The 23377-nt window shown below is 67.0% G+C and carries 15 protein-coding genes; 10 read left to right on the top strand and 5 right to left on the bottom strand.

Annotated features, from left to right (window positions below; genetic code table 11):
* Positions 1 to 250 precede the first annotated feature (250 nt).
* The 3 genes from AB0C21_RS14590 to AB0C21_RS14580 are packed head-to-tail and all read left to right on the top strand — an operon-like array spanning position 251 to position 1202.
* Complete coding sequence (locus AB0C21_RS14590) at positions 251 to 814, top strand: DUF5753 domain-containing protein (RefSeq protein ID WP_500204524.1); 564 nt, start codon at positions 251 to 253, stop codon at positions 812 to 814.
* On the top strand, positions 811 to 999 hold the full coding sequence (locus AB0C21_RS14585; RefSeq protein ID WP_500204523.1) for a DUF397 domain-containing protein: 189 nt from the start codon (positions 811 to 813) through the stop codon (positions 997 to 999). The genes AB0C21_RS14590 and AB0C21_RS14585 overlap by 4 nt, the downstream gene beginning before the upstream one ends.
* A 14-nt stretch (positions 1000 to 1013) precedes the next feature.
* Positions 1014 to 1202, top strand: a complete 189-nt coding sequence (locus tag AB0C21_RS14580) for a DUF397 domain-containing protein (protein WP_500204521.1) — start codon at positions 1014 to 1016, stop codon at positions 1200 to 1202.
* 464 nt (positions 1203 to 1666) lie between these two features.
* On the opposite strand, the gene AB0C21_RS14575 is transcribed toward AB0C21_RS14580, so the two are convergent.
* On the bottom strand, positions 1667 to 2098 hold the full coding sequence (locus tag AB0C21_RS14575; protein WP_500204519.1) for a very short patch repair endonuclease: 432 nt from the start codon (positions 2096 to 2098) through the stop codon (positions 1667 to 1669).
* A 100-nt stretch (positions 2099 to 2198) separates the two neighbouring features.
* Between AB0C21_RS14575 and AB0C21_RS14570 the strand changes: the two genes are divergently transcribed.
* Positions 2199 to 3167, top strand: a complete 969-nt coding sequence (locus tag AB0C21_RS14570) for a DNA cytosine methyltransferase (RefSeq protein WP_500204518.1) — start codon at positions 2199 to 2201, stop codon at positions 3165 to 3167.
* An 88-nt stretch (positions 3168 to 3255) separates the two neighbouring features.
* Positions 3256 to 4503: a DNA cytosine methyltransferase gene (locus AB0C21_RS14565; protein WP_500204517.1), complete on the top strand. Its 1248-nt coding sequence runs from the start codon at positions 3256 to 3258 to the stop codon at positions 4501 to 4503.
* 12 nt (positions 4504 to 4515) lie between these two features.
* On the opposite strand, the gene AB0C21_RS14560 is transcribed toward AB0C21_RS14565, so the two are convergent.
* From AB0C21_RS14560 to AB0C21_RS14550, 3 genes are read right to left on the bottom strand one after another with little or no spacing between them, the layout of a single operon-like run.
* Positions 4516 to 5400, bottom strand: coding sequence for a DUF6339 family protein (locus tag AB0C21_RS14560; protein ID WP_500204516.1), 885 nt, complete (start codon positions 5398 to 5400; stop codon positions 4516 to 4518).
* Positions 5397 to 6344, bottom strand: a complete 948-nt coding sequence (locus tag AB0C21_RS14555) for a hypothetical protein (protein WP_500204513.1) — start codon at positions 6342 to 6344, stop codon at positions 5397 to 5399. The genes AB0C21_RS14560 and AB0C21_RS14555 overlap by 4 nt, the downstream gene beginning before the upstream one ends.
* On the bottom strand, positions 6341 to 8413 hold the full coding sequence (locus AB0C21_RS14550; RefSeq protein ID WP_500204512.1) for a helix-turn-helix domain-containing protein: 2073 nt from the start codon (positions 8411 to 8413) through the stop codon (positions 6341 to 6343). The genes AB0C21_RS14555 and AB0C21_RS14550 overlap by 4 nt, the downstream gene beginning before the upstream one ends.
* 596 nt (positions 8414 to 9009) lie before the next feature.
* Here AB0C21_RS14550 and AB0C21_RS14545 point away from each other — a divergent pair.
* The 5 genes from AB0C21_RS14545 to drmB all read left to right on the top strand — a co-directional run bounded on the left by AB0C21_RS14545 (position 9010) and on the right by drmB (position 21179).
* Positions 9010 to 9351 carry a hypothetical protein gene (locus tag AB0C21_RS14545; protein WP_500204510.1) on the top strand — a complete coding sequence of 114 codons (342 nt, stop codon included), beginning with the start codon at positions 9010 to 9012 and terminating at the stop codon, positions 9349 to 9351.
* 211 nt (positions 9352 to 9562) lie between these two features.
* Positions 9563 to 14212: a DEAD/DEAH box helicase gene (locus tag AB0C21_RS14540; RefSeq protein WP_500204509.1), complete on the top strand. Its 4650-nt coding sequence runs from the start codon at positions 9563 to 9565 to the stop codon at positions 14210 to 14212.
* Entirely contained in the window at positions 14209 to 16119 is a 1911-nt protein-coding gene (locus tag AB0C21_RS14535; RefSeq protein WP_500204507.1) for a UvrD-helicase domain-containing protein, read from the top strand. Before AB0C21_RS14540 ends, AB0C21_RS14535 begins: the two co-directional genes overlap by 4 nt.
* A complete protein-coding gene (locus tag AB0C21_RS14530; protein WP_500204541.1) occupies positions 16112 to 19324 on the top strand; it encodes a helicase-related protein in 3213 nt (1070 codons plus the stop codon). The genes AB0C21_RS14535 and AB0C21_RS14530 overlap by 8 nt, the downstream gene beginning before the upstream one ends.
* A 1-nt stretch (position 19325) precedes the next feature.
* Positions 19326 to 21179, top strand: coding sequence for a DrmB family protein (gene drmB, locus AB0C21_RS14525; protein WP_500204505.1), 1854 nt, complete (start codon positions 19326 to 19328; stop codon positions 21177 to 21179).
* Positions 21180 to 21331: 152 nt separating this feature from the next.
* Here the strand turns inward: drmB and AB0C21_RS14520 are convergent, their stop codons facing one another.
* A complete protein-coding gene (locus tag AB0C21_RS14520; RefSeq protein WP_500204503.1) occupies positions 21332 to 23134 on the bottom strand; it encodes a RecQ family ATP-dependent DNA helicase in 1803 nt (600 codons plus the stop codon).
* Positions 23135 to 23377: the final 243 nt, after the last annotated feature.

The raw sequence follows: 23377 nt of genomic DNA, 5'->3' as shown, positions 1-23377 counted from the left end.
GGAAAGCTGGTGGCAGCAAGTTACCCGGCGAGCAATAGCGGCGAGCTATCTCCTGATCGTGGATTCCCCGGAATCCGGCCGCCATGGTGGCGCCAAGACCCGCTTAGTGCATACACACTGTCATCGAAGCTGGCTCTATAGCCGACGACGAGGCAAAACGCAGCGTGATCCTAAACCGCCGCTTGGATCTGCTTGAGCCGTGTGCCGTGACGAATGGCACGCACGGTTCTGAGGGGGCGGGGACGCAGTAATGCGTCCCCGCTACCCGACCAAGCAGTACAGCCAACACGAGAGACAGGCGGCCGAGATCAAGGTATTCCACGGCCAGCTGATCCCATTGCTTTTCCAGACCGACGACTACACACGCAGGTACGGCCGATTGAGCACGGCAAAAGATCGCGAAGCAGTGCTGGCCGCACGAATCGCTCGGAAGCGGGCCACTCTGGAGCGGGACGATCCGCCCTACATCTGGGCTCTCCTGGACGAGGCCGCTCTGGCACGCCAAGTGGGAGGAGCCGAGGTCATGAAGCGCCAGCTCGAACATCTTCTTGAAATGAGCGAGCGCTGGAACGTGATCCTCCGCATCGTTCCGTTCTCGGCAGGAGAGCACGAGGGGTCAGATGGGTTCTTCCAGCTCATTGGCCTCCACGATCGGGACATCGCCTACGCGGGAGCCCACGGAGGCGGACGCTTGATCGAGATGCCCGACGAGATCAAGTATTTTGTTGATAGTTTCGACCGTATCGGCGCAAAGGCAGACTCTCAGGACGCCTCGCGCAAGCTGATCAAGAGGTACTTGGAGAGCTACGCATGACGATTCAGTGGCGCAAGAGCTCCTACAGTGGCTCAGCGAACGATGACGTGTGCGTTGAGCTGGGACGACTTGCGCCAGGTACCGGAATCGGAGTCCGGGACAGCAAGGATCCGGACGCAGGCCACCTCACCTTCTCCCCCACCCAGTTCGCCAGCCTGATCAAGCAGATCAAGCAGGACTCATAGAGCCACGAACGATCGTGAAGTGGCGCAAGAGTTCGTACACCGGTGGCGCGAACGACAACCAGTGCGTTGAGCTGGGACGACTTGCCCCAGGGATCGGAATCGGCGTGCGGGACTCCAAGGACCCGGACGCAGGCCACCTCACCCTCTCCTCCGCCCAGTTCGTCGACCTGATCGAGCAGATCAAGCAGGCCTCGCCCCGCTGACCATCCTCCCCCCGCAGTCCGGGCAGGACCGAGGTCGCGCTTCGCCTCCGCGCGTTATTGGCCGCGGCTCTCCCTCCATCCGCCCCGTCCGATCGTTCGTCGCCGATGTCCTGAGCTTCCCCCGGTTCCACGGACACCCCGCTCCTCAACGCAAGGAGAGCGAGCGCACCTCCCGCCCCACGACGACAGAACTCACCGTTTGCAGAACCAGTAACGCACTGTCCAGGCGATCATCGGCAATGCACGGGGGTCACGCACCTGGCGACCCTTGGCCCGAGACCAGTCCAAACGGGTCAACATACGGGCTGGACATCTGTGGATTGCCGCATCCGGCGACGACAAGAGGCAGGCGCAGCAGGGACGGTCTACCGGCTCGGAGGATTTCGAAGCCGTGGGCATCGGACTACCCGCTGCCGACCAGTCGGTATTCGGCTCGCCGCCCGCCCGAATGGTCAGAGTGCCGGCTACAGCGCTCGGCGCTCGCGGACGACGTCGGCGATCCTTGAGGCGGCCTCGCTCGGGTCTTCGTGCTCCCAGATGCGGATGACCGTCCAGCCGGCCTCACCGAGCAGAGCGTCCGTCTCGGCGTCGCGTGCACGATTGCGCTCGACCTTGTCCGCCCAATAGGCCGCATTCGTCGCCGACTTGGTGTGGTGCCTTGGACAACCGTGCCAGAAGCAGCCGTCCATGAAGACCGCCACCTTGACCTTGGTGAAGACCAGATCGGCGGTCCGACGCACCTTGGGGAGCGGACGCATGGAGACCCTGTATCGCAGCCCGAGTCCGTGCACGGCACGCCGCAACGCCAACTCCGGCTTCGTGTCCCGGCTCTTGTTGCTCTGCATGCTCTTGCGAACACCGGCGCTCGATGCATGGGTCGGTCTCTGTACTCCCACGGGACAACCGTACGAGAATACTGATGACGGTCGCTGCACGGACAGGAGATAGGGCCAGGGAGGTTCCCAGGTGCCCACGCGCCCTCTAGCCTCCGTGGTGATGACGACGGGACGGAGTTACACGAGTCTGGAGATCTGCGCGGGCGCCGGAGGATTGGCGCTTGGCCTCGAACGGGCGGGCTTCCATCCGGTGATGCTCTTCGACGAGGACGTCAACGCCTGTGACACTCTGCGCGAGAACCGCCCGGGGTGGGACGTCAGACAGTTCGACCTCTTCGAGTTCGTGGGCTGCGAGCACCCACAGGTGTTGGACGTCGATCTCCTTGCAGGAGGGCTTCCTCGGCCTCGCGCCAATCGGCCGCAGAGCGACCAACGCGATCCGTTGCGCGCGGCGGTCTGGCTGGCGACCGAAGTACGTCCGCGCGCGATAGTCCTGGAGAACACTCCAGGACTCGTCACCAACGACGACTTTGCGGACAGGCGCGAGTTCGTCGAAGAGGAACTTGGAGCGAACGGCTACGAATGCGTCTGGAAGGTCCTGGACGCACAGGACTACGGCGTCCCCCAGCGTCGGCCGCACGGCTTGCTCGTGGCGATGAGGTCCGAGATCATGGCTCGGTTCGAGTGGCCAGAACCGACGGGCGGCGCACCGACGGTCGGCGATGTCCTCTGGCGTTCGATGGCACGTCGCGGATGGACCGGGGCGCTGGAGTGGCGATCACGAGCGAACGAGATCGCGCCTACGATCGTGGGCGGCTCGAAGGACCGCGGCGGAGCCGATCTCGGCCCCACCGGTTCGAAGAAGACCTGGGCCCGCCTCGGAGTCAACGGCGGCAGCATCGCCGACGACGTGCCCGGCCCGGACTTCCGGATGAGCTCCGAGGAGAATCCGGCGGACCGCAACGACCTACCGAAGCTCACCGTGGAACAAGTGGCCCTGCTCCAGGGATTTCCGTCCGATTGGAAGATCGCCGGACGTAAGACCTCCCGCTACCGGCAGGTGGGCCACGCCATCCCGCCGCCGCTCGCCGCCGCTGTGGGCCGGAGCATCGCCGCCGTACTCGGCTGAGGAGATCGACTCGGCCGGCCGCGGCCGCCTCGACGCCGAGATCGTTCCCGGTCCCTCCGGACTCTTCTCGCCTCGATAAGCTGACCGCATGACCGCCGATCACATCAACATCGTGGACCTCTTCGCGGGTTGCGGCGGTTTCACACAGGGCTTCCACGAGTTCGTCCCCGAGGGCGCCGACCGGTCGCCCTTCCGAACGGTCGGCGCCGTGGAATTGGACGTGGCGGCCGCGACCACCTACGCCGCGAACTTCGCCCAAGAGGCCGGGGGCGCCGGGTACATCTTCCCGGGCGACATCAAGGACTGGAACCCCGGCGACGTCAAGGACGACGTGGACGTCATCCTGGGCGGCCCGCCCTGCCAGGGCTTCTCCGGCCTGGGCCGTGAGGATCCAGAGGACCCGCGCAACCAACTCTGGCGCGAGTACATGCGGGTGGTACAGAAGATCCGGCCGAAGATCTTCGTGATCGAGAACGTCGACCGGTTCTTCTCCTCGATCGAATACGCCGCGCTCAAGGCCGCGGCGGACGGCGGCTCCCTCAAGGACTATCACCTGGAGTCCCGCCATCTGGTCGCGGCGGACTACGGAGTTCCACAGGCGCGCAAGCGCACCATCGTCCTCGCCACCCACCGGGACCTGATCGCGGCTCACCCCTCATCGTTTCCGCTGATGCATCCGGAGGCCACGCACTCCGAGGTGAAGGGCGGACGCAATGACGACCAGACGGCCCTGTGGGAGGACGGCGACCCGTCTTCCGGCGTACTGGCGAACGGCCTGCGGCCCTGGACCCCGACCAGCACCGTCTTCGGTACGAAGCGGGAACCGAAGACGCCGCTGAAACCGCGGACCACTGAACTTCCGGACGCCCGCATCGACCTGTTGGGCAAGTCGATGCCCGGTCCGTTCAAGACGACCGAGTTGCACATCGGCCGGAACCCCACGGAGTTGTCGAAGCGCCGGTACGCCAGCATCCCCGAGGGCGGCAATCGCTGGAACATCCCGCCCGAACTCTCGACCGAGAACTGGCTAAATCACCGCAACGGGTCCGGTGACGTCATGGGGCGCATGTACCTGAACCGTCCGGCCGTGACGATCCGCACCGAGTTCTACAAGCCGGAGAAGGGTCGATACCTCCACCCCTGGGCGCACCGGCCGATCACCCACTACGAGGCCGCGTTGTTCCAGGGGTTCCCGGAGGATTTCCTCTGGTGCGGTTCCAAGGTGCAGATCGCACGCCAGATCGGCAACGCGGTTCCGGTCGGTCTGTCCCGCGCGATCGCGGGACAGGTCTACCGATATCTCAAGGACGCCGGCGAGGGATCGAAGGTCCGCTGAAGGCTGATTCGCTCACTCTCCGGCCTCGGCCTGCTCCTTTCCGCGGATGGGGGCTTCGGTGAAGAGGTTCTTGAAGAGGGGCAGCAGCGCGTCCACGGCTGCGTCCGGCACCTGGCAGTCGTCCGGACCGTCCGGCAGTGACTCGTACTGGACATGCACGGCGCCCGCCTCCGCGACCCAAGCCCTGTGGGCTTCGGCATCCCACGGCTCGTCGGGCGCCATCACGTCGAAGAAGAGCGTGCTGCCTGCGGCGTTGACGGCCTTGAAGAAGGCATTCGCTTCGCGTGTCGTCCGTATGGTGCCGTCTTCCATGAGCCGCGCGATCGTCTGAGCGGTGGTGCGGTGGTGAACGATCTCCAGCCGCAGGACGCTGTTGAAGGTCTCCTGATTCCTGCAGGCGATCTCCGCCGGCCCGTAGTCGGGTCCGTTCCTGAAGAACTCGGCGGCCCACCACAACCGGGCGAACGTCTGCTTGTGGAAGGAGCCGATGAAGTGGTTCTTGTTCACCTGGGGCACGGGACTGGTGCTGGACGAACGCGGAGGGTTCCGCCAGATGACGTAGTCAGGCGCCAGGCGCAGGGCCAGGAAATTCCACAGCCGGGGATCCGCGGCCTCGCGCCGACTGAGCCGCAAGGTCGCGTGGAGCCTCGGCGGCAGCCATGCGTCCGCCTTGGTCGCCTCGTCCTCGAATCGGTCCATCGCCTCGTCGAGGAGTTCCCGGACGGGCGCGGCGTCCCAGCGCGCATCGTCCGAAAGCGGTTCGCACGCCTTTTCCAGGGTGGTCTGCGGAAGGTCCTCCGCCCCTTGCAGGACGGCCGAAGTGAGATGCTTCGCCGCCTCGCGCTCGGGAAGCAGCGCAAGACGCTCGATCAGTCGGGCAGGCCTCTGCACGGTCACGAGTGCTCCTTACGATTCGTCGTGCGGAGGAACCCGCCGAGCCGACGCGAGATCGAGGCCTGCCTGCCCGCCGCATGGACGAGCCGGGTCTGCAGATCGCCGCCGTCACCGTTCAGGCGCCGGGTGACCACCTCGATCAGGGCGTCGTCCGGGGAGAGATCGGGGAAGACGTCCGGGAGCATCCGTCTGAGGACCGCGCCGTGCCAGCCACCCGGCCACAACGGCTGCCCGTCCTCCATGTCCGCGGCATAGACGGCCGCGTTGAACAACGCCGTCCAGGCGTCCGCGGCGATCTGTGCGGACAGCGTGTCGCGCGCGACGCGGTCGCCGCCGTTCAGCAGCGGCACCAGCCCCTCGAACCTGGAGTTGAGGTAGACGACGGGTTCCTCCCCCACCGCCTCCACCGTCCACGGATCGTCCTTGTAGGGGTGGAGATGAGGATGTTCGGCATCACCGAAGTCGACCGTGAGGATTTTTATGCTCTGCTGCCGGGCGGGCGTACGGGCCTGCAGGTCCACCGTCCAGGCACGGTCCGTGGTGCCGATCGTCCGTCCGGCGACACCGTCGACAGTGGCGATCACGTGCCCGCTGAGCTGCGCCTGACCGAGATGCCTGTCCGCATGCACGACGACCACGCCCGTCCACGTGCCGTCGGGCTCCCGTGAGAGGGGCGTCACCGACCTGGCGTTGGTGCGGCGCTCCGCGAGCACGGCCACGCAGGCCACATTCGACCAGATCGCGTCTTCCAACTCATGCCGCGGCGGGTGAAGTCGGACCGACAGCCTCGCCTCCTCCCACCCCTTGCGCTCGATCTCGTGCAGCGCCACGACGCGGCGCGCGCTGGAGATCATGTTGAGGTTGAGCGGGACGCCGTCCAGCCGTACCTCTCGCACTTCAAGGGAGATCTCACCGGCCAGGGTCGGGTACGGGATCAGCCTGTTCACGCCGACGTCTCCTTCACACGTCGCAGGTCAACATCGGCGGCCGCCATCTTGGCGGACACCGGGTGGCTGGAGACATCGCTGACGCCTCGGAAGGCGGCCGTGCGGGCGCCCGCCGCGAATCGCAGATGTCCCGCCTCGGTGAGTTCGCAGTTCGATTCCGGGATGAGCTCCGCCCATTCCGCCAGCGGTTTCGGTCCTGAGCGGGTGGCGAATCGGAGGATCGGGCTGAGCAGCCACGGATCGTCGCGCCGCGGCAACTTGACCTCAACGCGCACTCGCCAGGCGCCGGAGACGTCCACGCTTCCGTCGACGTGCTTCACCGTGGGGAAGCCAGGGCTGCGCGGCGCGGACGGCGGTTCCAGGCTGAGGAGTTCCCGCAGGGCGGCCGGCCCCTCCTCGCTCTTCTGCTCATGGGGACGGAGCAGTCGACGGATCTCCTCCATCATGGCCGTGCGGAAGCTCCTGATGGCGGTGGCCGCACCTCTGGCGTAGGTGGCCGTCAGATCGTCGGTGCGCTTCCAGTCGTTGTGCTCCGGGGGTTCGGCAGTCCGGAGGAAGTGTTCGGCCGCGTCCGCACCCGGGGTTCCGGCGCCGGCCGCGTGGCCCGCGAGCAGGACGCCCTGTACCCGCGGCGCTCCGAGCGGCAGATCGGTCATGGGACGGGTCATGACGACCATGCGGTTGCTGCGCATGCAGACGAGCTGGTTGGCATCCACGTCCTCCTCATCCGTCGGAGTGACCAACAGGACCGCCTGATGCTCGATCTTGGGCGCCTTCCCGGCGCTCTTCAGCGGCGGCACGTAGAGCGGCACGTACGCCTGCAGGACATCGTCCGTGGACGTCAGGCTCTCCGCGGTGGTCCCTTCAAGGAACGCACGAAGCGCTCGAGATCTCGCCGGCTCGTACCGATACGGGTCGACGTGCTCCTCCTCCACGACGACCACGCCGTCCCGCTTGGCGACCACGGAGGCGTCGAGCATCGGCCGCGTGTCCGCAGTCGACACCATCGACGCCCAGAAGCTCTGCACGAGTCCCTTCACGAGGGCGGCGTGCATGCTCTCCAGGTCGTCGGCCTCCCCGCTCGGGTCGTGCGCCCCCACGATGAGGAAGCTCGTCCCGGGCGCACCGCTGTCGCGCCGGATGTGAAGTCGCTCGGCGGTCTGCTCGTCCGCCCACCACGAGCGGGTCGCGCCGTTGCGCTCGGGGTCCGGCTCACCGAACCAGGACGGCCCGGCCCACTCTCCGCCGGCGGCTCGACGCCACGGGAGCTCCAGGCGACCGATCATGCGCCGCTCGCTGTGTCCCTGATGCGGAGTGGACAGGGTGCTGTTGATCAAGACGAGACCGAGTCGACTCGTCGCCCAGAGCGTGGCCTTGCCGAGCCCGTAGGAACCTCCGGCGGCCGGCCCCTCCTTCCGACTCTCCAACTGGCGGCGGACCACGGCGGCGAAGCGGCCGTCGTCATAGTCGGGACCGGTCAGACCAGAGGCGTTGTAGTCGTCGATGCGGAGCAGCAGCAGCCGACCGGTGTCGCGCAGGTCGGCGAGACCGTCCGCGATGACGCGTCCCACCTTGTTGTCAGCGCCCGCGGACGCCTCGAGATGCGGCTCGATCTCGCTCCACCGAAGCACCTCGAGAAAACTGTGGAGCCGTTCGCCCGTCAGTTCATGGAGGGTGTATCGGACGCGCACCGGCTCGTCCTCGTCGAGCCGCTCGTCGAGGCTGTTCTGCGTCGCCTCCCGCGCGAGGACGCCCAGATCGGCGTCGAACGCGAAGGCCGCCGCGTTCCCGAACTCCCGGCCGCCGTCCTCGTACGCCTTCCGGTGATACCACGTGAGCCCTTCCACCGGCGTCCCCGGATCCTGTCGAGTCACGAGCGACCCGGACGACAGATCGAGAACCTCCTCGATCGCCTGGATCTTGTCCATCCGCGGCTGCGCCCGCCCGGTCATCCACGCGGACACGGCCGCCCGCGTCACGCCGATCTGCTCCGCGAGGTCCGCCTGACTCAGCCCCCGACGCCGCAACTGCCGCCCGAGCCACGGCCCGAACTCCTCCGCCTCGCTCACAGGGCCTCCCACCTCGAAAAATTGACATTCGCAGGGTACGACAATTCCTTTAGACAAGACAGCACCCTACCCGGCCCTATAGGAGCAGCAAGTCACCCCGACTGCACTATGCATGTGACCGTACACTGAGCGTTACGATTACAACGGTCCGTGATCACACGGTCGCTTTACGCAGTATATGAAGGTGACAGGCCATTTGATCAACTCTCGGCAAATTCCTCGGGCTCTCACTTGCGCCGGAGTATGCCTCCGGTTTATATTCTCCTATTAAGCGGTTCCACGAGCGAAGACTGGAACATCCCAAGACAAGTATGTCCAACGCACGGACTGGATAAGCCATTCCTCGGCGGCATCCTTCTCCGACTGCGGCCGCCCACCCTCAACCAGGGGTAGGGTTCGCCAAGTTCGGCACAGCGTCGGTTGAAAGCGACAAGCTGGTGCACGAGCGAGTCGGTGGGTCATTGGCTACGCCTGTGTTTCCAACCGCGACCGTGAGGTCAAAAGAAAGGTGAAGCGCAGGACGGTTCACTCAGGAGATGATGGCGTGGACCGGATCAAGAAAGTCATCCGTATTAACAGAAGGGCCGATACGGCAGATGGACGACCATCCCCCCAGCGGGGCGGGGACGCGGCGGACGTTCTCTCCCCAGTTCAAGCGCGACTTCCTGCTGGTGTACGACTACTTCATGGAGATCTCGCCCGACCACGGAGCCTCGCTCCTCCAGAAAGCGAAGATCCCGCCCCGGTATATGCCGAGGTGGCGCAAGGAAGGCCACCTCCGGCCGAATCGAGCCGACCACCACAGCAACGCTGTCCACTACCCGATGGCGGGCGTCTACCGTGGACGGCACAGGGCTCGCCGCAGGAACGCACACCCCGATGAGCATGCCCTGTCGAACGCGCTGCTGACGGTCATCCTTCACCTCCTGGCCAAGTAGCCCGGCCGACCGCCTCGAAGGCATCACCCAGGTCACCGGACCGCTTGAAGAAATAGTCAACAAGAGCAAGATGCCGCTCCTCGGTCGGGGTACGCCCCGCTCCTTCTCCTAGGAAGTTCCCCGACCGAGGGCCGGCCCTCCCCACGAGTTCCGTGTGTGCACCGCGCTCCCCGCCGCCGGCGTTTCGAATGTCGCAAGGAGTTGAGAGACCGTGTCCCAGCCCACCCCCGAGCCGACCGTGCTGGACGTGGTGATCGAGCAGTCACGTCGAGTCCTGGAGACCTACAAGGTCGACCCTCGGTTGATCGAAGAGCACGCCAACGGCGAGCGCCGCATCAGCCAGGGCGGATACGGCGATCGGCAGGTCTACGAACTCGTACAGAACGGCGCGGACGAGTTGCGCGCCGACCCGGGCGGCGAGATCAGCGTTGTGCTTACCGCGACCCACTTGTACTGCGCCAACCAGGGCGACCCCATCACTCCGGAGGGGGTCGACACGATCCTCCGCATGGGCGTTTCCCGTAAGCGCGGCGGCCAGATCGGACGGTTCGGGGTCGGCGTCAAGTCGGTGTTGAGCGTCTCCGACTCGCCCCAGTTCTTCAGCTCGACCGGAAGCGTGGGATTCGACCGTGACTGGTCGACCGAACAGATCAGGTCCGTGCACTCCGAGGCGCATGAGATCCCGGTTCTGCGCATGGGGCAGCCGCTGGACCGTGACGAAGCCGCGGCCGCAGACCCGGTGTTGGCCGAGTTGCTCGAGTGGGCCACCACGGTGGTGCGTCTCCCGCTCAAGCCGGAGAGCATCGCCAGGCTCGCCAAGGATTTGGTGAACTTCCCCTCCGAGTTCCCGCTCTTCTCCCCGCACGTCGGCACGGTGACCTTGGAGGATCGCCGAGCCATCCCGGCCGTTCGGCGCATCATCTCGCAGATGGTGGACGGTGACCGGCACACCATCCAAGAGGAGAAGAGCGACGGTTCGGACTTCACCGCCGAGTGGCGCGTCTTCACACGGACGATCCAGCCGAGCAAGTCCGCGCTGACCGCCGCCGGCGAACTCCACGACCGTCCGGAGATCGACCTGTCCTGGGCAGTGCCGGACCGGCGGAGAGTTCGTGAGCTCGGCACGTTCTGGGCGTACTTCCCCACCAACTACGCAACGTTGCTGCGCGGCATCCTCAACGCCCCGTGGAAGACCAGCGAGGATCGTCAGAACCTCTACAAGAACAACGCCTTCAACGATGAGCTGATCAACGAGGCCGCCACGCTGGTGGTCGACTCGCTGCCGAAGCTGGTCCCGGAGGACGATCCCGCCGCGTACATCGACCTGCTTCCCGGACGCGGCAGGGAGGCTCCGCAGTGGGCCGACAGACAGCTCACCCTCGCCATCTGGAATATCGCGGGGCAGAAGCCCTCGTTGCCGGATCAGAACGCGGTTCTGCGTCGCCCGACGGAAGTCCGGCTGCATCCGGACGAGTTGAAGGACGAGTGGCTCAAGTTGTGGGCGAGCCACCCCGGCCGTCCGGTCGCCTGGTGCCATCACTCCGTCCAAACGCGGGAGCGGCGGGCCCGGGCAGAGCGGATCCTCTCGGCCGCCGACCTTCACCCGGCCTCCGTTCGTGAGTGGTTGCAGGCTCTCGTCGAGGACGGCTCACCGGAGGCGTCCGTGTTGGCGATCCGCATCGTCGCCGACATGCGCCGCGACCAGAGCAAGTTCGCGGAGGAGGCGGCCAAGGCCCGGATCCTGTTGACCGAGTCGGACGGTCTGGTCGCACCGGTGCGCGGCAAGATCTTCCGCCGCAGTTCCGGCGACGCCCTCGGCGACAATCTCCTCTACGTGCACCCGGACGTGGCCGCCGACTTCGAGGCGTCCCATGCCCTCGACGTGCTCGGCATTCACGAGGCCGACCCCGCCGGGCGGCTCTCCGCAGTGCTAGAGCAGGGGTTCCACGGCTACTCCGACGCGAAGTGGGAGGCCTTCTGGGATCTGTCTCGCCAGGCGGACCCCACCGATGTACTCGCGGTGCTCCAGGAACACGTGAAGAAGCCGGCCGAAGAACTCAAGGTGCGTACCGTGGCCGGTGAATTCCGGAGCATCGCCGACTGTCTCGCACCGGGGCCCGTCGTTCCGGCGGACGGCTCACGCGACGCACGGATCGCCGTCGACATGCGGTTCCACGACCACGACCGGCAGATCCTTCGCACCCTCGGCCTTCTCGACCGTCCGGTGATGAGCGTGGACCCGCGCTCGGAGCCGTGGTTCGAGTCGTACGTCGAGGCGGGCTGGAAGAAGTACCTCAGCGGACTGCCCACAGATGCCTCTCGGCCTCTATTGAAGACGATGCGGGCGCAGGGCGCCGACCCGGCCGGCCCGCTGCACTTCCTCACAGAACTCTCCAAGGAGGGACGCGCGGCCTTCCTGAAGAGCCTTCCGCCCACGGGACACGTGACCAACTGGACGCTCCAGGTCGGTGCGTTGCCGTCCACTCGCCACCACAGGATGTCGCCTTTGGTGTGGATGGCGCGAATGCACGGGTTCCTCCAGACGTCCCGCGGTCTGCGACGCGTGCCGCTGTCCGTCGGCCCCGGGCTCGGGGCGTATCGGGACCTGCTTCCCGTGGCCGACGTGCCGACCGGTATCGCGGAGACCCTGAAACTGCCCGGAAGCCTCGGGGAGATCCGCGCCGGCACCTGGACCAGCCTTCTCAAAGAGGCCGAGTCGAGCGAGGACGACGCGTTCCCCGGCAAGGTGTACGCCCTGATCCTCGAGGCCGGGGCCGAGTGGCCGGCCGACATCACCACCCGATGCCGGGTCGGCGAGAGCTGGTCGAACGATCACCCCGACGAGGAGATCGCCGTGACGGCGATCCGCTCGGAGTACGACGCCCTCGTCCGGGAGGGCCTCCCGGCGCTTCTGGCGCCGACCGTCGAGAGCGCCGAGCTGATGATCGAGACGTGGGGGATGATCGCCCCGTCCGACGTCATCCAGAAGGAGCTCCGGTACGTGCTGGAGACCCAGCCCACCTTGCTCGTGGACGAGTTCCCGCATCTCAAGGTCTCCCATCGAGCGAGGGTGGACGGCTGGTCCCTCGGCCGCTGCACGGAACTGGAGGAGGTCACCCGGTCGCCCAACGGTGAGCGTCACATCCCGATCGCGGAGGCGTCCCAAGACCAGGTCGTGCTCGTCAAGAGCCCGGAGAACGATCTCGCGATGCTGTTGTCCGTCGATCGGGTGCTGAAGCTGGGATTGGGCCGGGCGGGCTGCGAGTCGATATTGAGTCGACGCGAGCAGATGCGCAATCACGAACGCGTTCAGCGGGCGCGCAAGGCGCAGACCTCCGCCGAAAAGGTCCTCCAGATCGTCGGTGTCGAGAACCTCAAGAGCCGGCTCCCGGAGGGGCTCATCGAGAGCGAGAAGGCGCGCACCGGGCAGGCGCCCGACGACAGGCGGATCGCCGAACTCGCGGTCAACGCTCATGGCGCGGGCCTGCTGCGAACCCACAGCAAGGACATCGCGGCCCGCATCCCGGACGCTCCGTCCCGCTTCAGCGGCGAGAACACCGCCCGCCAGTTCGTGAACGAACTCGGCCTGCCCGAGGAGTACGCCGGAACAAAGGTCGAGTCGCTCGATCCGACCGAGGTCGTGGAGGGGCCGACGATGTTCCCCCGTCTCCACGACTACCAGGAGCGGCTCGCCACGAACATGTACGACCTCCTTACCGAGGGCAAGGCCGGCCGGGCCATGCTGAGCATGCCCACCGGCGCCGGCAAGACGCGGGTCGCGGCCGAGTCCGTCATCCGGGTCTTCAAGGAGCGGGGCTTGTCCGGCCCGGTGCTCTGGATCGCGCAGACATGGGAACTGTGCGAGCAGGCGGTGCAGAGCTGGAAGTTCGTGTGGCAGAAGGTCGGCCCCGGGGAGCCGCTCACGATCAGCAGGCTGTGGAGCAGCTTCGAGGCCGCCGCGCACAGGAGCGGTCCGCATCTCGTGGTGGCCACCGACGCGAAGCTCGAAATGGTCCTGGAAAAGGAAGAGTACGCGTGGCTGCGCCAGGCCGCGGTCGTCATCGTCGACGAGGCCCACAGCTCGTACACCCGGATGACGTCGATCCTGCGGTCGCTCGGACTCACGTCGAGCATGACCTCCCGTCCTCTCGTGGGCCTGTCGGCGACGCCGTACCGCGGGTTCAACCAGGACGAGACGCGGCTCCTCACGCAGCGGTACGGGAAGCGGCGGCTCGACCACGGGGTCTTCCCGGACGGCGATCCCTTCACCCACCTGCAGGAACTGGGCGTGCTGGCGCGGGTCGAGCACCGCGAACTACGGGGCGCGACGATCAGTCTGTCCGACGACGAACTGCGGAACGCGGCGCTGCTCCGCAGTCTTCCCACCACGGCCGAACAGCGGCTGGCCGCCGACGAGGAGCGCAACACCATGCTCGTCAATGAGATCGACGCCATGCCGGCCGACTGGCCCGTCCTGTTCTTCGCCACGTCGGTCAACCATGCACGGCTGATGACGGCGGTCCTCAACGGAATGGGCATCAGGTCCGCGTCGATCGACTCCGGTACGCCGACGGCGGAGCGGCGCAGCAGCATCGACCAGTTCCGCAGCGGCAAGATCAGGGTCCTCACCAACTACAACGTGTTGGCGCAGGGCTTCGACGCCCCGGCGACGAGGGCCGTGATCGTCGCCCGTCCGACCTACAGCCCCAACACCTACACGCAGATGATCGGTCGCGGTCTGCGAGGTCCGCTCAACGGCGGCAAGGAGGTCTGCAGGATCCTGGACGTGCACGACAACATCGTCAACTACGACAGGAAGCTGGCCTTCACGGAATTCGAGGACCTGTGGGGGGGCCGGTGAACACCCCCTACGAAGGTGCGCCGCCGCTGACGGAAGAGCAACAGGCCGTGGTGGACCTTCCCGCCGACGAGATGACGCTGGTGATCGCCGGTGCCGGCGCCGGCAAGACCCATACGCTCGTCCGCCGCTTGGACGCCCTCGTGGATCGTGAGGGATTGGGCGCCGGTGAGATCCTCGTGCTCAGTTTCTCCCGGGCGGCCGTCCGTGAACTGAAGGAGCGGCTCGCCCGGCACGGGGACGCCGCCCGACACGTCCGAGTGCGGACGTTCGACTCGTGGGCGCTCGAACTGCTGACGCAGGTGGACGCGGCCGGTGCATGGCAGTCGCGCGATTTCGACGCGCGCATCGTCGCGGCCGCGGAACTCATGGGCGACGACGCGGTCAACGACCTTCACGAGGACCTGCGCCATGTGGTCATCGACGAGGTTCAGGACCTGGTCGGCGCACGCCGAGAGCTGGTCGAGGCCCTGCTGGACACCTACGACTGCGGCTTCACCGTCGTCGGCGACCCCGCCCAGGCCATCTACGGCTTCCAGGTGAAGGATCCCGATGAGCGGGCCGGGGAAACGAACCGGTTCTTCGACTGGCTGCGAGCACGGTTCGGCGAGGACCTCACGGAACTGCGGCTCAGCCGGAACTTCCGGGCCGCGACGGACGAGGCGAGAATCGCTCTGCCCTTCGGACCTCGCCTGCAGGCGGGGGCTGAAGGGCGGGAAACGACGACGGGGGTCCCCTACGAGGAACTGCGCACGGCCCTGCTCGACACTCTCCTGATCGGTGACCTCGAAGACGAATTCGTCTGCGCCGGGCTGCGCGGCCACGACGGGACGACGGCGATCCTCTGTCGGACGAACGGCCAGGCCCTGCTCGTCTCGGAGTTGCTGCACGCCGGCGATGTGCCGCATCGGGTGCAGCGGTCCGCGCGCGACCGCGCCGTTCCCGCGTGGGTGGCACTGTTGTTCCACCGTGCCGAATCCTCGATCGTCACGCACAGCGCATTCGACGAACTGGTGAAGGATCTGCCGCTGCCGCAGGACGCCGAGCCGGAGGCCCTGTGGAGGTCGCTGCTCAGAGTGATGCCGGGCCGTTCGAACGGCCTGGACCTGTCACGGCTCAGGACGTTGTTGTCCGAGGGGCGCATGCCGGACGAGTTGACCGCGCAGCCGCCCGCGTCGCTCGTCATCTCCTCCATGCACCGGGCGAAGGGCCTTGAGTTCGACCGGGTTCTGATCATGGATCCCGACGTACTCCGTAAGGACGTGCAGGACCCGGACGAGGAGACGCGAATGCTGTACGTCGCGATGACTCGGGCCCGCCACGAGCTCATGCGGTTGGCGCCTTTGAAGACCTGGCCCATGTACCCGTCCAAGGACCGGTCGGGCCGCTGGGGCCGCTACCAGGTGCGCAAGCGCTCGTGGCGGTTGGGGATCGAAATGATGGGGGGCGACGTCGACACCGACCGCCCTGCCGGCTCGCATCTCGTTCTGCCGGACGAGGTCTTCGACAGAACCGCCTCGGACCTGCAGGACTTCTTGGTCGAACGGGTTTCGCCCGGCGCCGAGGTCGTGCTGCAGCGCTTGGCGGACGGTTCGCCGCACGAGCTGCAGGCCCCGCGATACGTCGTCGTGCACAGCGATTCGGGGGTCCCGGTCGGATTGACCTCGGAGCGGTTCGCCAAGGACCTGTACTCCCATATGCAATGGTCGAGAAACCACGTTCCGGACAGGTGGCCCGTGACCATCACCGGGATACGAATCGATGCGGTCGAAACTGTGGCGGGCAGTGCGTCCGCCGGGTCTTTGGCGGCTCTCGGCGAGCGAGGGGTCTGGTTGGCTCCGCGGCTGGTCGGTCTCGGCCGATTCGCCTACGACCCGTACACCCACGGCGGGGAGGAACAAGATGCCTGACCACTCCGATCACTATCGCTTCCGAGAAGAACTTCTCGACCAGTTGCGCCGCGATCTGTCCGGCCCGGCGGGCGGTGACGAGGAGATCATCGACGACGCCCCGGTGACGGCGTACTCCGCGGGCGTCCTCTTTCCGCGCCGCCGGGACGACGAGGTCGTCGCGCTCGATCAGGCCGAGAAGGACACCGATCTCACCACGGCCGAGTTCTCCGTCGACGAGGTGCCCGACATCGGTGTCTCGCTCGCCAACGTGCAGACGCCCTCGTCCATGGGGCTGACGTTCGCGGTCGACCCGACCGCCTCCGCGACGGTGACCGCCACGGTCGCGGCCGCGATGTACGACCCGATCGACGAGGCCGGCAACATCGTCGCCGCCAAGCGGGCGGAGCGGCGCACGACGGAGAGACTGAATTTGCGCTGGCGTCGTCGCCCTCTTCAGATCGCGCCGGTGACCATCGACGTCACCGCCCCCGGGCAACGCGTTGAAGCTCTGGGCGACGGGTTCGAAATGCGTCTTCGCGTGCGCAGTCCCCGTGACGGGGCTGTGGCGGTCACGGTGACGCTCGTCAACGTCCACGAGGTCTCCCGGTTCGACCTTCAGGACGCACGCTGCTTCTTTCAGCCGCAGCTGCACATCGCCGGGCCGGGCGGCGTCCCGGCGCTCGTCGAACGTCCCGTACCGGTCGGCGCGGACGAGGACGAGGTCAAGCTGAACCGACTCCTCCATCGGCATGCTCCCACGTTCGCCACGGGCCATGGCTGCGCGGCCGACTGGGACTGGTCCCCGCTCCCGCCTCGCAACTCGGTGGCGGAAAGGGCGCACCGTTCGGCCGTCTCCGCCGTCTGGACGGCGTTCGTCCCTTCCTACGAGGTCCTCCTCGCCGATTCGAATCCCGACATCGACACCCGCTCCCTCGGCATGCTCCATTTGGCGGAGGCGTCGGACGCGGACGTGTTCGGAGCGCTCACCGCGTTGGTCGATGGATACAGGGCCTGGATCGCCGAACGCTCCGATGAGGCCGCGCTGCTCCGGGACACCGAGTACGGCACGGTCGCCCGCGACCAGATCGACCAGTGCCGGGAAGCCGCCGAGCGGATGGCGGCCGGGATCGGAGTACTCGAGAGAGAGCCCGAAGCGCTGGCCGCGTTCCGCATGGCGAACCGTGTCATGGCCGAGCAGCGCGGCCGGACGTCATGGATCAAGAGCGGCCGCTCCGGCGAGGTGATGTTCGACGGGCGCTGGCGCCCGTTCCAGATCGCCTTCCTGTTGCTCTGTCTTCAGGGGATCACCGATCACGACCATCCCGACCGGAAGTTCGCGGACGTCCTGTGGTTCCCCACCGGCGGTGGGAAGACGGAGGCCTACCTGGGACTCATCGCCTACACCACCTTCTTGCGTCGGCTGCGCCTGGGCGAGGCGGGCGGCGGTGTCACGGCCCTCATGCGGTACACCCTGCGTCTGCTGACGCTGCAGCAGTTCGAACGGGCGGCCTCGCTGATCTGTGCGATGGAGATGCAGCGCCTCCGCGACCCGGCGAGGCTGGGGTCCGAACCGATCTCCATCGGCATGTGGGTCGGCAGCGCCGCGACGCCGAACCGGTTGAAGGTCGCGGCGACCAGTCTGAAGAAGCTGCGCGACGGGAAGGATCTGCAAGAGGAGAACCCCGTCCAACTCGGTGTCTGCCCCTGGTGCGGGAGCAAGCTCGACGCGCACGACTATCACATGGCGCCCGACGACACCGAGATGACAGTGCGGTGCCCGAACGGCGACTGCGACTTCCACGAAGGGCTGCCCGTCCATGTCATCGACGAGCAGATCTATCGGGTTCGTCCGACGCTCGTCATCGCCACGGCCGACAAGTTCGCACAGATCGCATGGCGCGCCGACGTCGCGGCGCTGTTCAACCGGGACCGTCCGGGCACGCCCCCACCCGAACTGATCGTGCAGGACGAACTGCACCTGATTTCCGGCCCCCTCGGCACCTTGGCGGGCCTCTACGAGACCGCCATCGACATCGCCGCCGACGCGCCCAAGGTGATCGCGTCGACCGCGACGATCCGCAGGGCCGCGGAGCAGGGCAGGGCTCTCTTCGACCGTGAGGTCCGCCAGTTCCCGCCGGCCGGGCTCGACTCCAGGGACTCATGGTTCGCCGTGGAGACGCCGCGCGAGAAGAAGGCCTCCCGGCTCTATGTCGGGCTGATGACGCCCAGCACCAGCCAGGCGACCCTGCTGATCCGGGCGTACGCGGCACTGTTGCATCATGCCGACCGCATCGAGGGCGATGATTCGGTCCGGGACGCCTACTGGACGCTGATCGGCTACTTCAACAGTCTGCGTCTGCTCGCCGCCGCTGAACTCCAAGTCCACGACGACGTGCAGGAACGTCTCGGACTGCTCGCCGAGCGAGCCGGCGTCGACGCGCGTGCGGCCGACCGCTATGCCGAACTGACCAGTCGGGTGAAGTCCAGCGACATCCCCACCCGTCTGAAGGAACTGGAACGGAGCCTGCCCGGCGACGCGTTCGACACCGTCCTGGCCACGAACATGATCTCCGTGGGCGTGGACGTCGACCGCCTCGGGCTGATGGCCGTCATGGGACAGCCGCAGACGACGGCCGAGTACATCCAGTCCACCAGCCGGGTCGGTCGGCAACATCCCGGAATGATCGTCACCCTGTTCAACGCGGCCCGGTCCCGAGACCGGTCCCACTACGAGCGGTTCGCCTCGTACCATTCCGCGCTGTACCGACAGGTCGAATCCACCAGCGTCACACCGTTCTCGTCTCGGGCACGAGACCGGGGGTTGCACGCCGTCCTCGTCGGGCTCACCCGGCTGATGGTCGAAGAGGCGCGGGACAATGCGTCCGCCCAGAACATCGGAGAGTTCCTCGACCGAGTCGAGGCGATGCGCGACCACATCCTCGACCGGGTTCGAAGCGTTGCTCCGGAAGAAGCGTCCGGCACCGAAGACGACCTCGACTACATCATCGGACACTGGCGGAAGCTCGCCGAGCACCACAACCCCGACCTGGGCGACGTCCCGCTCGTCTACGAGGCCAAGTACTCCTTCAAGCGCAGCGAGCCGCGGGAACCCGATTCCGCGCTGTTGTGCTCCTATTCCGACGAGGACTTGCTGGATGCCTTCCCCACCCTGTGGAGCCTCCGCGACGTCGACGTCGAGTCCGACCTTTACCTGGAGAAGTGACATGGCTCTCCGCAGCAGTTCCAACCGGCGCCCGCGCCGCGAATCGCGCGAGACCACGCGCACCCGTGAGGGCGCCGTCCGCCGCACTCAGATGATCACCACCTACGGGGTGGGCTCCATGGTTGCGCTCGGCGATCGCTCCTTCATCGTCAGCGGGCTCGACACCTGGAACGCCGACCGTGCTGAACGGATCTACGAGCCGAACCTGCAACGGTGGCTCGGCGTGCGCGAGTTCCGGCTGCCGCCCGCCGCGAGCCCACCGGCGGGTGACGGCGTCAGGATCCGACTGTTTCCTGAGTGGTACTCGTGCGGGACGTGTCGAGACCTCCAGCCCTTCGGCCGCTTCGGTTCACCGGCGGGTAAGAGCGTGTGCAGTGCCTGCGGGTCGGCGCTGACCCCGTCCCGATTCGTCGTCGCCTGTGCGAACGGACATCTGGACGACTTCCCGTACTTCGACTGGGTGCACAAGAGGACCACCCCCTCCGAAGACACCCCCCAGAAGCACCGGCTGACCTTGCACAGCACCGGCGGGAGCGCCTCCCTTCGCTCCATCATCATCAAATGTTCGTGCGGCAAGAGCGCCTCTATGGAGGGGGCGTTCGGAAAGGCCGCGATGCCGTCCATCGGGGTGAAGTGCAGCGGCCGACGCCCATGGCTGGGCAGGTACTCCGAGGAAAAGAGCTGTGACGAGCCGCCGCGAACACTGCAACGAGGCTCCTCTGCGGCCTGGTTCCCCGTGCAGCGTTCCTCCCTTTCGATTCCACCGTGGTCACAGGGCATCCAGCGCCTGCTCAACAAGCACATGGAGAAGCTCGCCAAGTACGAGGCGAACGAGACGGCTCGGCTGGCCGTGATCGAGACGTTCATCGATGGAACGGGATTCAGCGTCGACCAGGTCTTGGCAGCGCTCGAGGAGCGGAAGAAGCTCGCCGGTGAAGAGCCCGAGGATGAGGACGTCAAACTCGACGCCTCCAGTCGCCTCCGGCACAAGGAGTACGACCAGCTCCTCAACGGCACGACGGAGGTGACGCGGGACGACGACTTCGAATGCGAGGAGGCACCGGCGGATCCCTCAGTGCCGCGGCCCCCCCAAGGTCTCCACAAGATCATGCTCGTCAAGCGACTACGTGAGGTCCGCGCGTTGCAGTCGTTCACCCGCATCGAGATGCCCGACCCGGCCGCGTCCGTCCGTCGGGCCAAGCTCTCCCTTGAGGAGCTCGACTGGCTTCCCGCCATCGAGGTCAGCGGCGAGGGCGTCTTCCTCTCCCTTGACAAGGACCGTCTGCGTGAATGGGAGAACACGCCGGGACCACGGAACCGAGCGCGGCGCATCAGCGAGAACCACACCGCACAACTGCTCAAACGCGCCCAGATCGCGGGCCGTAACCCGACCAGGGAGGACGTGACCTCCCCGATCGACGCCCGCTTCGTCCTCCTCCACACCCTCGCGCACGCACTGATCAATGAGTGGAGCCTCGACTCCGGGTACCCGGCCGCGGCCCTGCGTGAGCGCATCTACTGCTCTCCCGGCCCGAACGGGATGGCCGGGGTGCTCATCTACACGGCCACCAGCGACTCCGCCGGCAGTCTCGGCGGCGTCGTGGGCCAAGGCGAACCCCGCCACCTCCGCGACTCCCTCGCCTCCGCGCTGAGCCGCGTCTCCTGGTGCTCCCAGGATCCGCCCTGCATGGAGACGGAGGCGGGCGGTACGGACAGCTTGAACCTGGCCGCGTGCTACGCCTGCGTCCTCCTGCCTGAAACGAGTTGCGAAACGAACAACACCTTCCTCGACCGAGCCCTCTTGATCGGCACTCCGGAGACCCCCGACATCGGCTACTTCGACGCGATCGACTGAGAGACCGACCAAGGCTTCATACGTAGGCGCTACGGCAACCTCGAATCGGCCTACCGCCTGCGCAGATGGCTCTATCCTCGGGCTTTCGCAGTCCCCATCGCGCGGGTCTCGTTGACGTAGCCCGTGGGAGGGCGGTGTCCTGTGGGCTGGGGTCAGGGCGTGCCGGTGGGGGACTTTTTGCGGTCTGCGGTGGTCTTGGCTCGGCGTCCTCGGGGTGTCCGGCGGCGTGCGCGTCCGCGTCGGCCTGGGCGGGAGTCGGCAGGTGCGTCGGGGTGGAGGGTTAGGAGGTCTTCGTCGCGTTGGATCGCTTCTAGGGAGAGGGTGCGGTAGCCGGCGTCTTCGAAGAGGACGGTGATTCGGTCGGGTTCTACTCGCATGACCGTTCCGGTTCCCCAGGCTGCGTGCTGCACCTCGGCGTGCAGGGGAAATGGGGTGTCGTCTGGCTGGTCCGGGGGTGCGGCTGATTTGTCGGTGCGGGGCGGCTCGGTTCGCGCTCCGGCTCGGCATATGTCGCAGTTTCCGCATGGGCCCTCGTAGGGCTCGCCCAGGTATTCCAGTAGGAAGCGGCGGCGGCAGTCTGTCGTCTCCGCGTAGGCGCGCATCATGTCGATGCGTGAGTCGTCCACGCGGCGGCGGTTCTCGTCTAGTTCCGTGGCGCGTGCCACGGCTTCCTCGGGTTGCGGGCCTTCCTGGACGTATCGCAGGTCTCCGCGGCCGGTCGTCTCCACGGCTCCGGTCTGTTCCAGCAGGTTCACCAGGTTGGTGAGCTTGGATGCGCCGACGCCTAGGGTGGTGCGCATCTCGCTTGCCGGGACGGTGCCTCCGTGGGCCTGGAGGAGCGTCGCGGTCTGGAGCAGCTTTTCCTCGTCCGGCTTGCCTGCGGCGAAGAAGCGGCGCAGGCCAAGGTCCTGCGAGCGGTAGTACAGGACGGCCGCGGCGGGCTCCCCGTCCCGTCCGGCACGGCCGATCTCCTGGTAGTACGACTCCGGGGACTCCGGTGGAGCAGCGTGCAGGACGTAGCGGACGTCGGGCTTGTCGATCCCCATGCCGAACGCCGAGGTGGCCACAACGACGTCGAGCTCGTCGTGCTGGAACGCCTCGTGCACTCGGTGGCGGTCCGCCGCCTTTATCCCGGCGTGGTAGACAGCTGCGCGGAGGCCCGCCTCGGTCAGTTCCTCGCCGTATGCCTCGGCGTCGCGTCGGGTGGCGACGTAGACGAGGCCCAGCCCCTTTCGTCCGGCGGCGTCCTCGACCAGCGCCCGTCTCTTGTCCGTCTCCTCGTGGAACCGTCGTACCTTCAGCGAAAGGTTGGGGCGGTCGAAACCGCGGACGATCTGCCGTGCATCGCCGATCCCGAGCGCCGCGATGATGTCATCGCGTACCGGCGGCGAGGCCGTCGCGGTCAGGGCGATCACCGGGGGGTGCCCGAGGCGCTCGATCACCCGGCCGAGCCGCTGGTAGTCCGGTCGGAAGTCGTGGCCCCATGAGGAGACGCAGTGCGCCTCGTCCACGGCGATCAACGAGGGTTGCACGGCGGCGAGCCGCTCCACCACTGACTGCTTGGCCAGCTGCTCGGGCGAGAGAAAGATGTACTCGGCTCTCCCCGCCCGGATCTGGTCCATGGCGTCCTCGCTCGCCCCGTCGGACTGGGCGGAGTTGACCATCACGGCGCCGCCGGCGTCGCGGCCGGCGAGCGCGACCATCTGGTCCCGCTGCAAGGCGATCAAGGGCGAGATCACCACGGTCGGCCCGGGAAGCAGCTGGGCGGGGACCTGGTAGACGGCGGACTTGCCGCCGCCGGTCGGCATGACCAGCAGCACGTCCCGGCCCCGCAGCAGGTGCTCCATCGCCTCGCCCTGGCCAGGGCGCAGGTCCGGCCAGCCGAACACCTCCCTGGCAACCCGGCGCAGGCGGCGACGCCTGCCCATCCGGCCCCAGCCGATCCGCCTGCCCATCCAAGTCCTCCTCGCGCCGTGTCGTGCCGGCGAGTTCGAGGATCGTATGTCGGCGTAGGGCCGACCGTCCTCCCTCGACGGAAGCGACGAAACACGCGGGTCTCTCCCTCAGAAGCCTTCTCGGAAACCTTCGGTGGCCTTGGGCTGCGGAAACGCCCGCCGATCACCTGCCAACGGGTCCCCCGGCGGCGTTATGGTGCTCCCTGCGGCCCCTGCCGGAGATCGGCGTGACCAGTGACTCAG

Source organism: Spirillospora sp. NPDC049024 (assembly GCF_040649235.1).
Lineage (GTDB): Bacteria > Actinomycetota > Actinomycetes > Streptosporangiales > Streptosporangiaceae > Spirillospora.
This window is presented reverse-complemented; position numbering and strand designations above follow the sequence as displayed.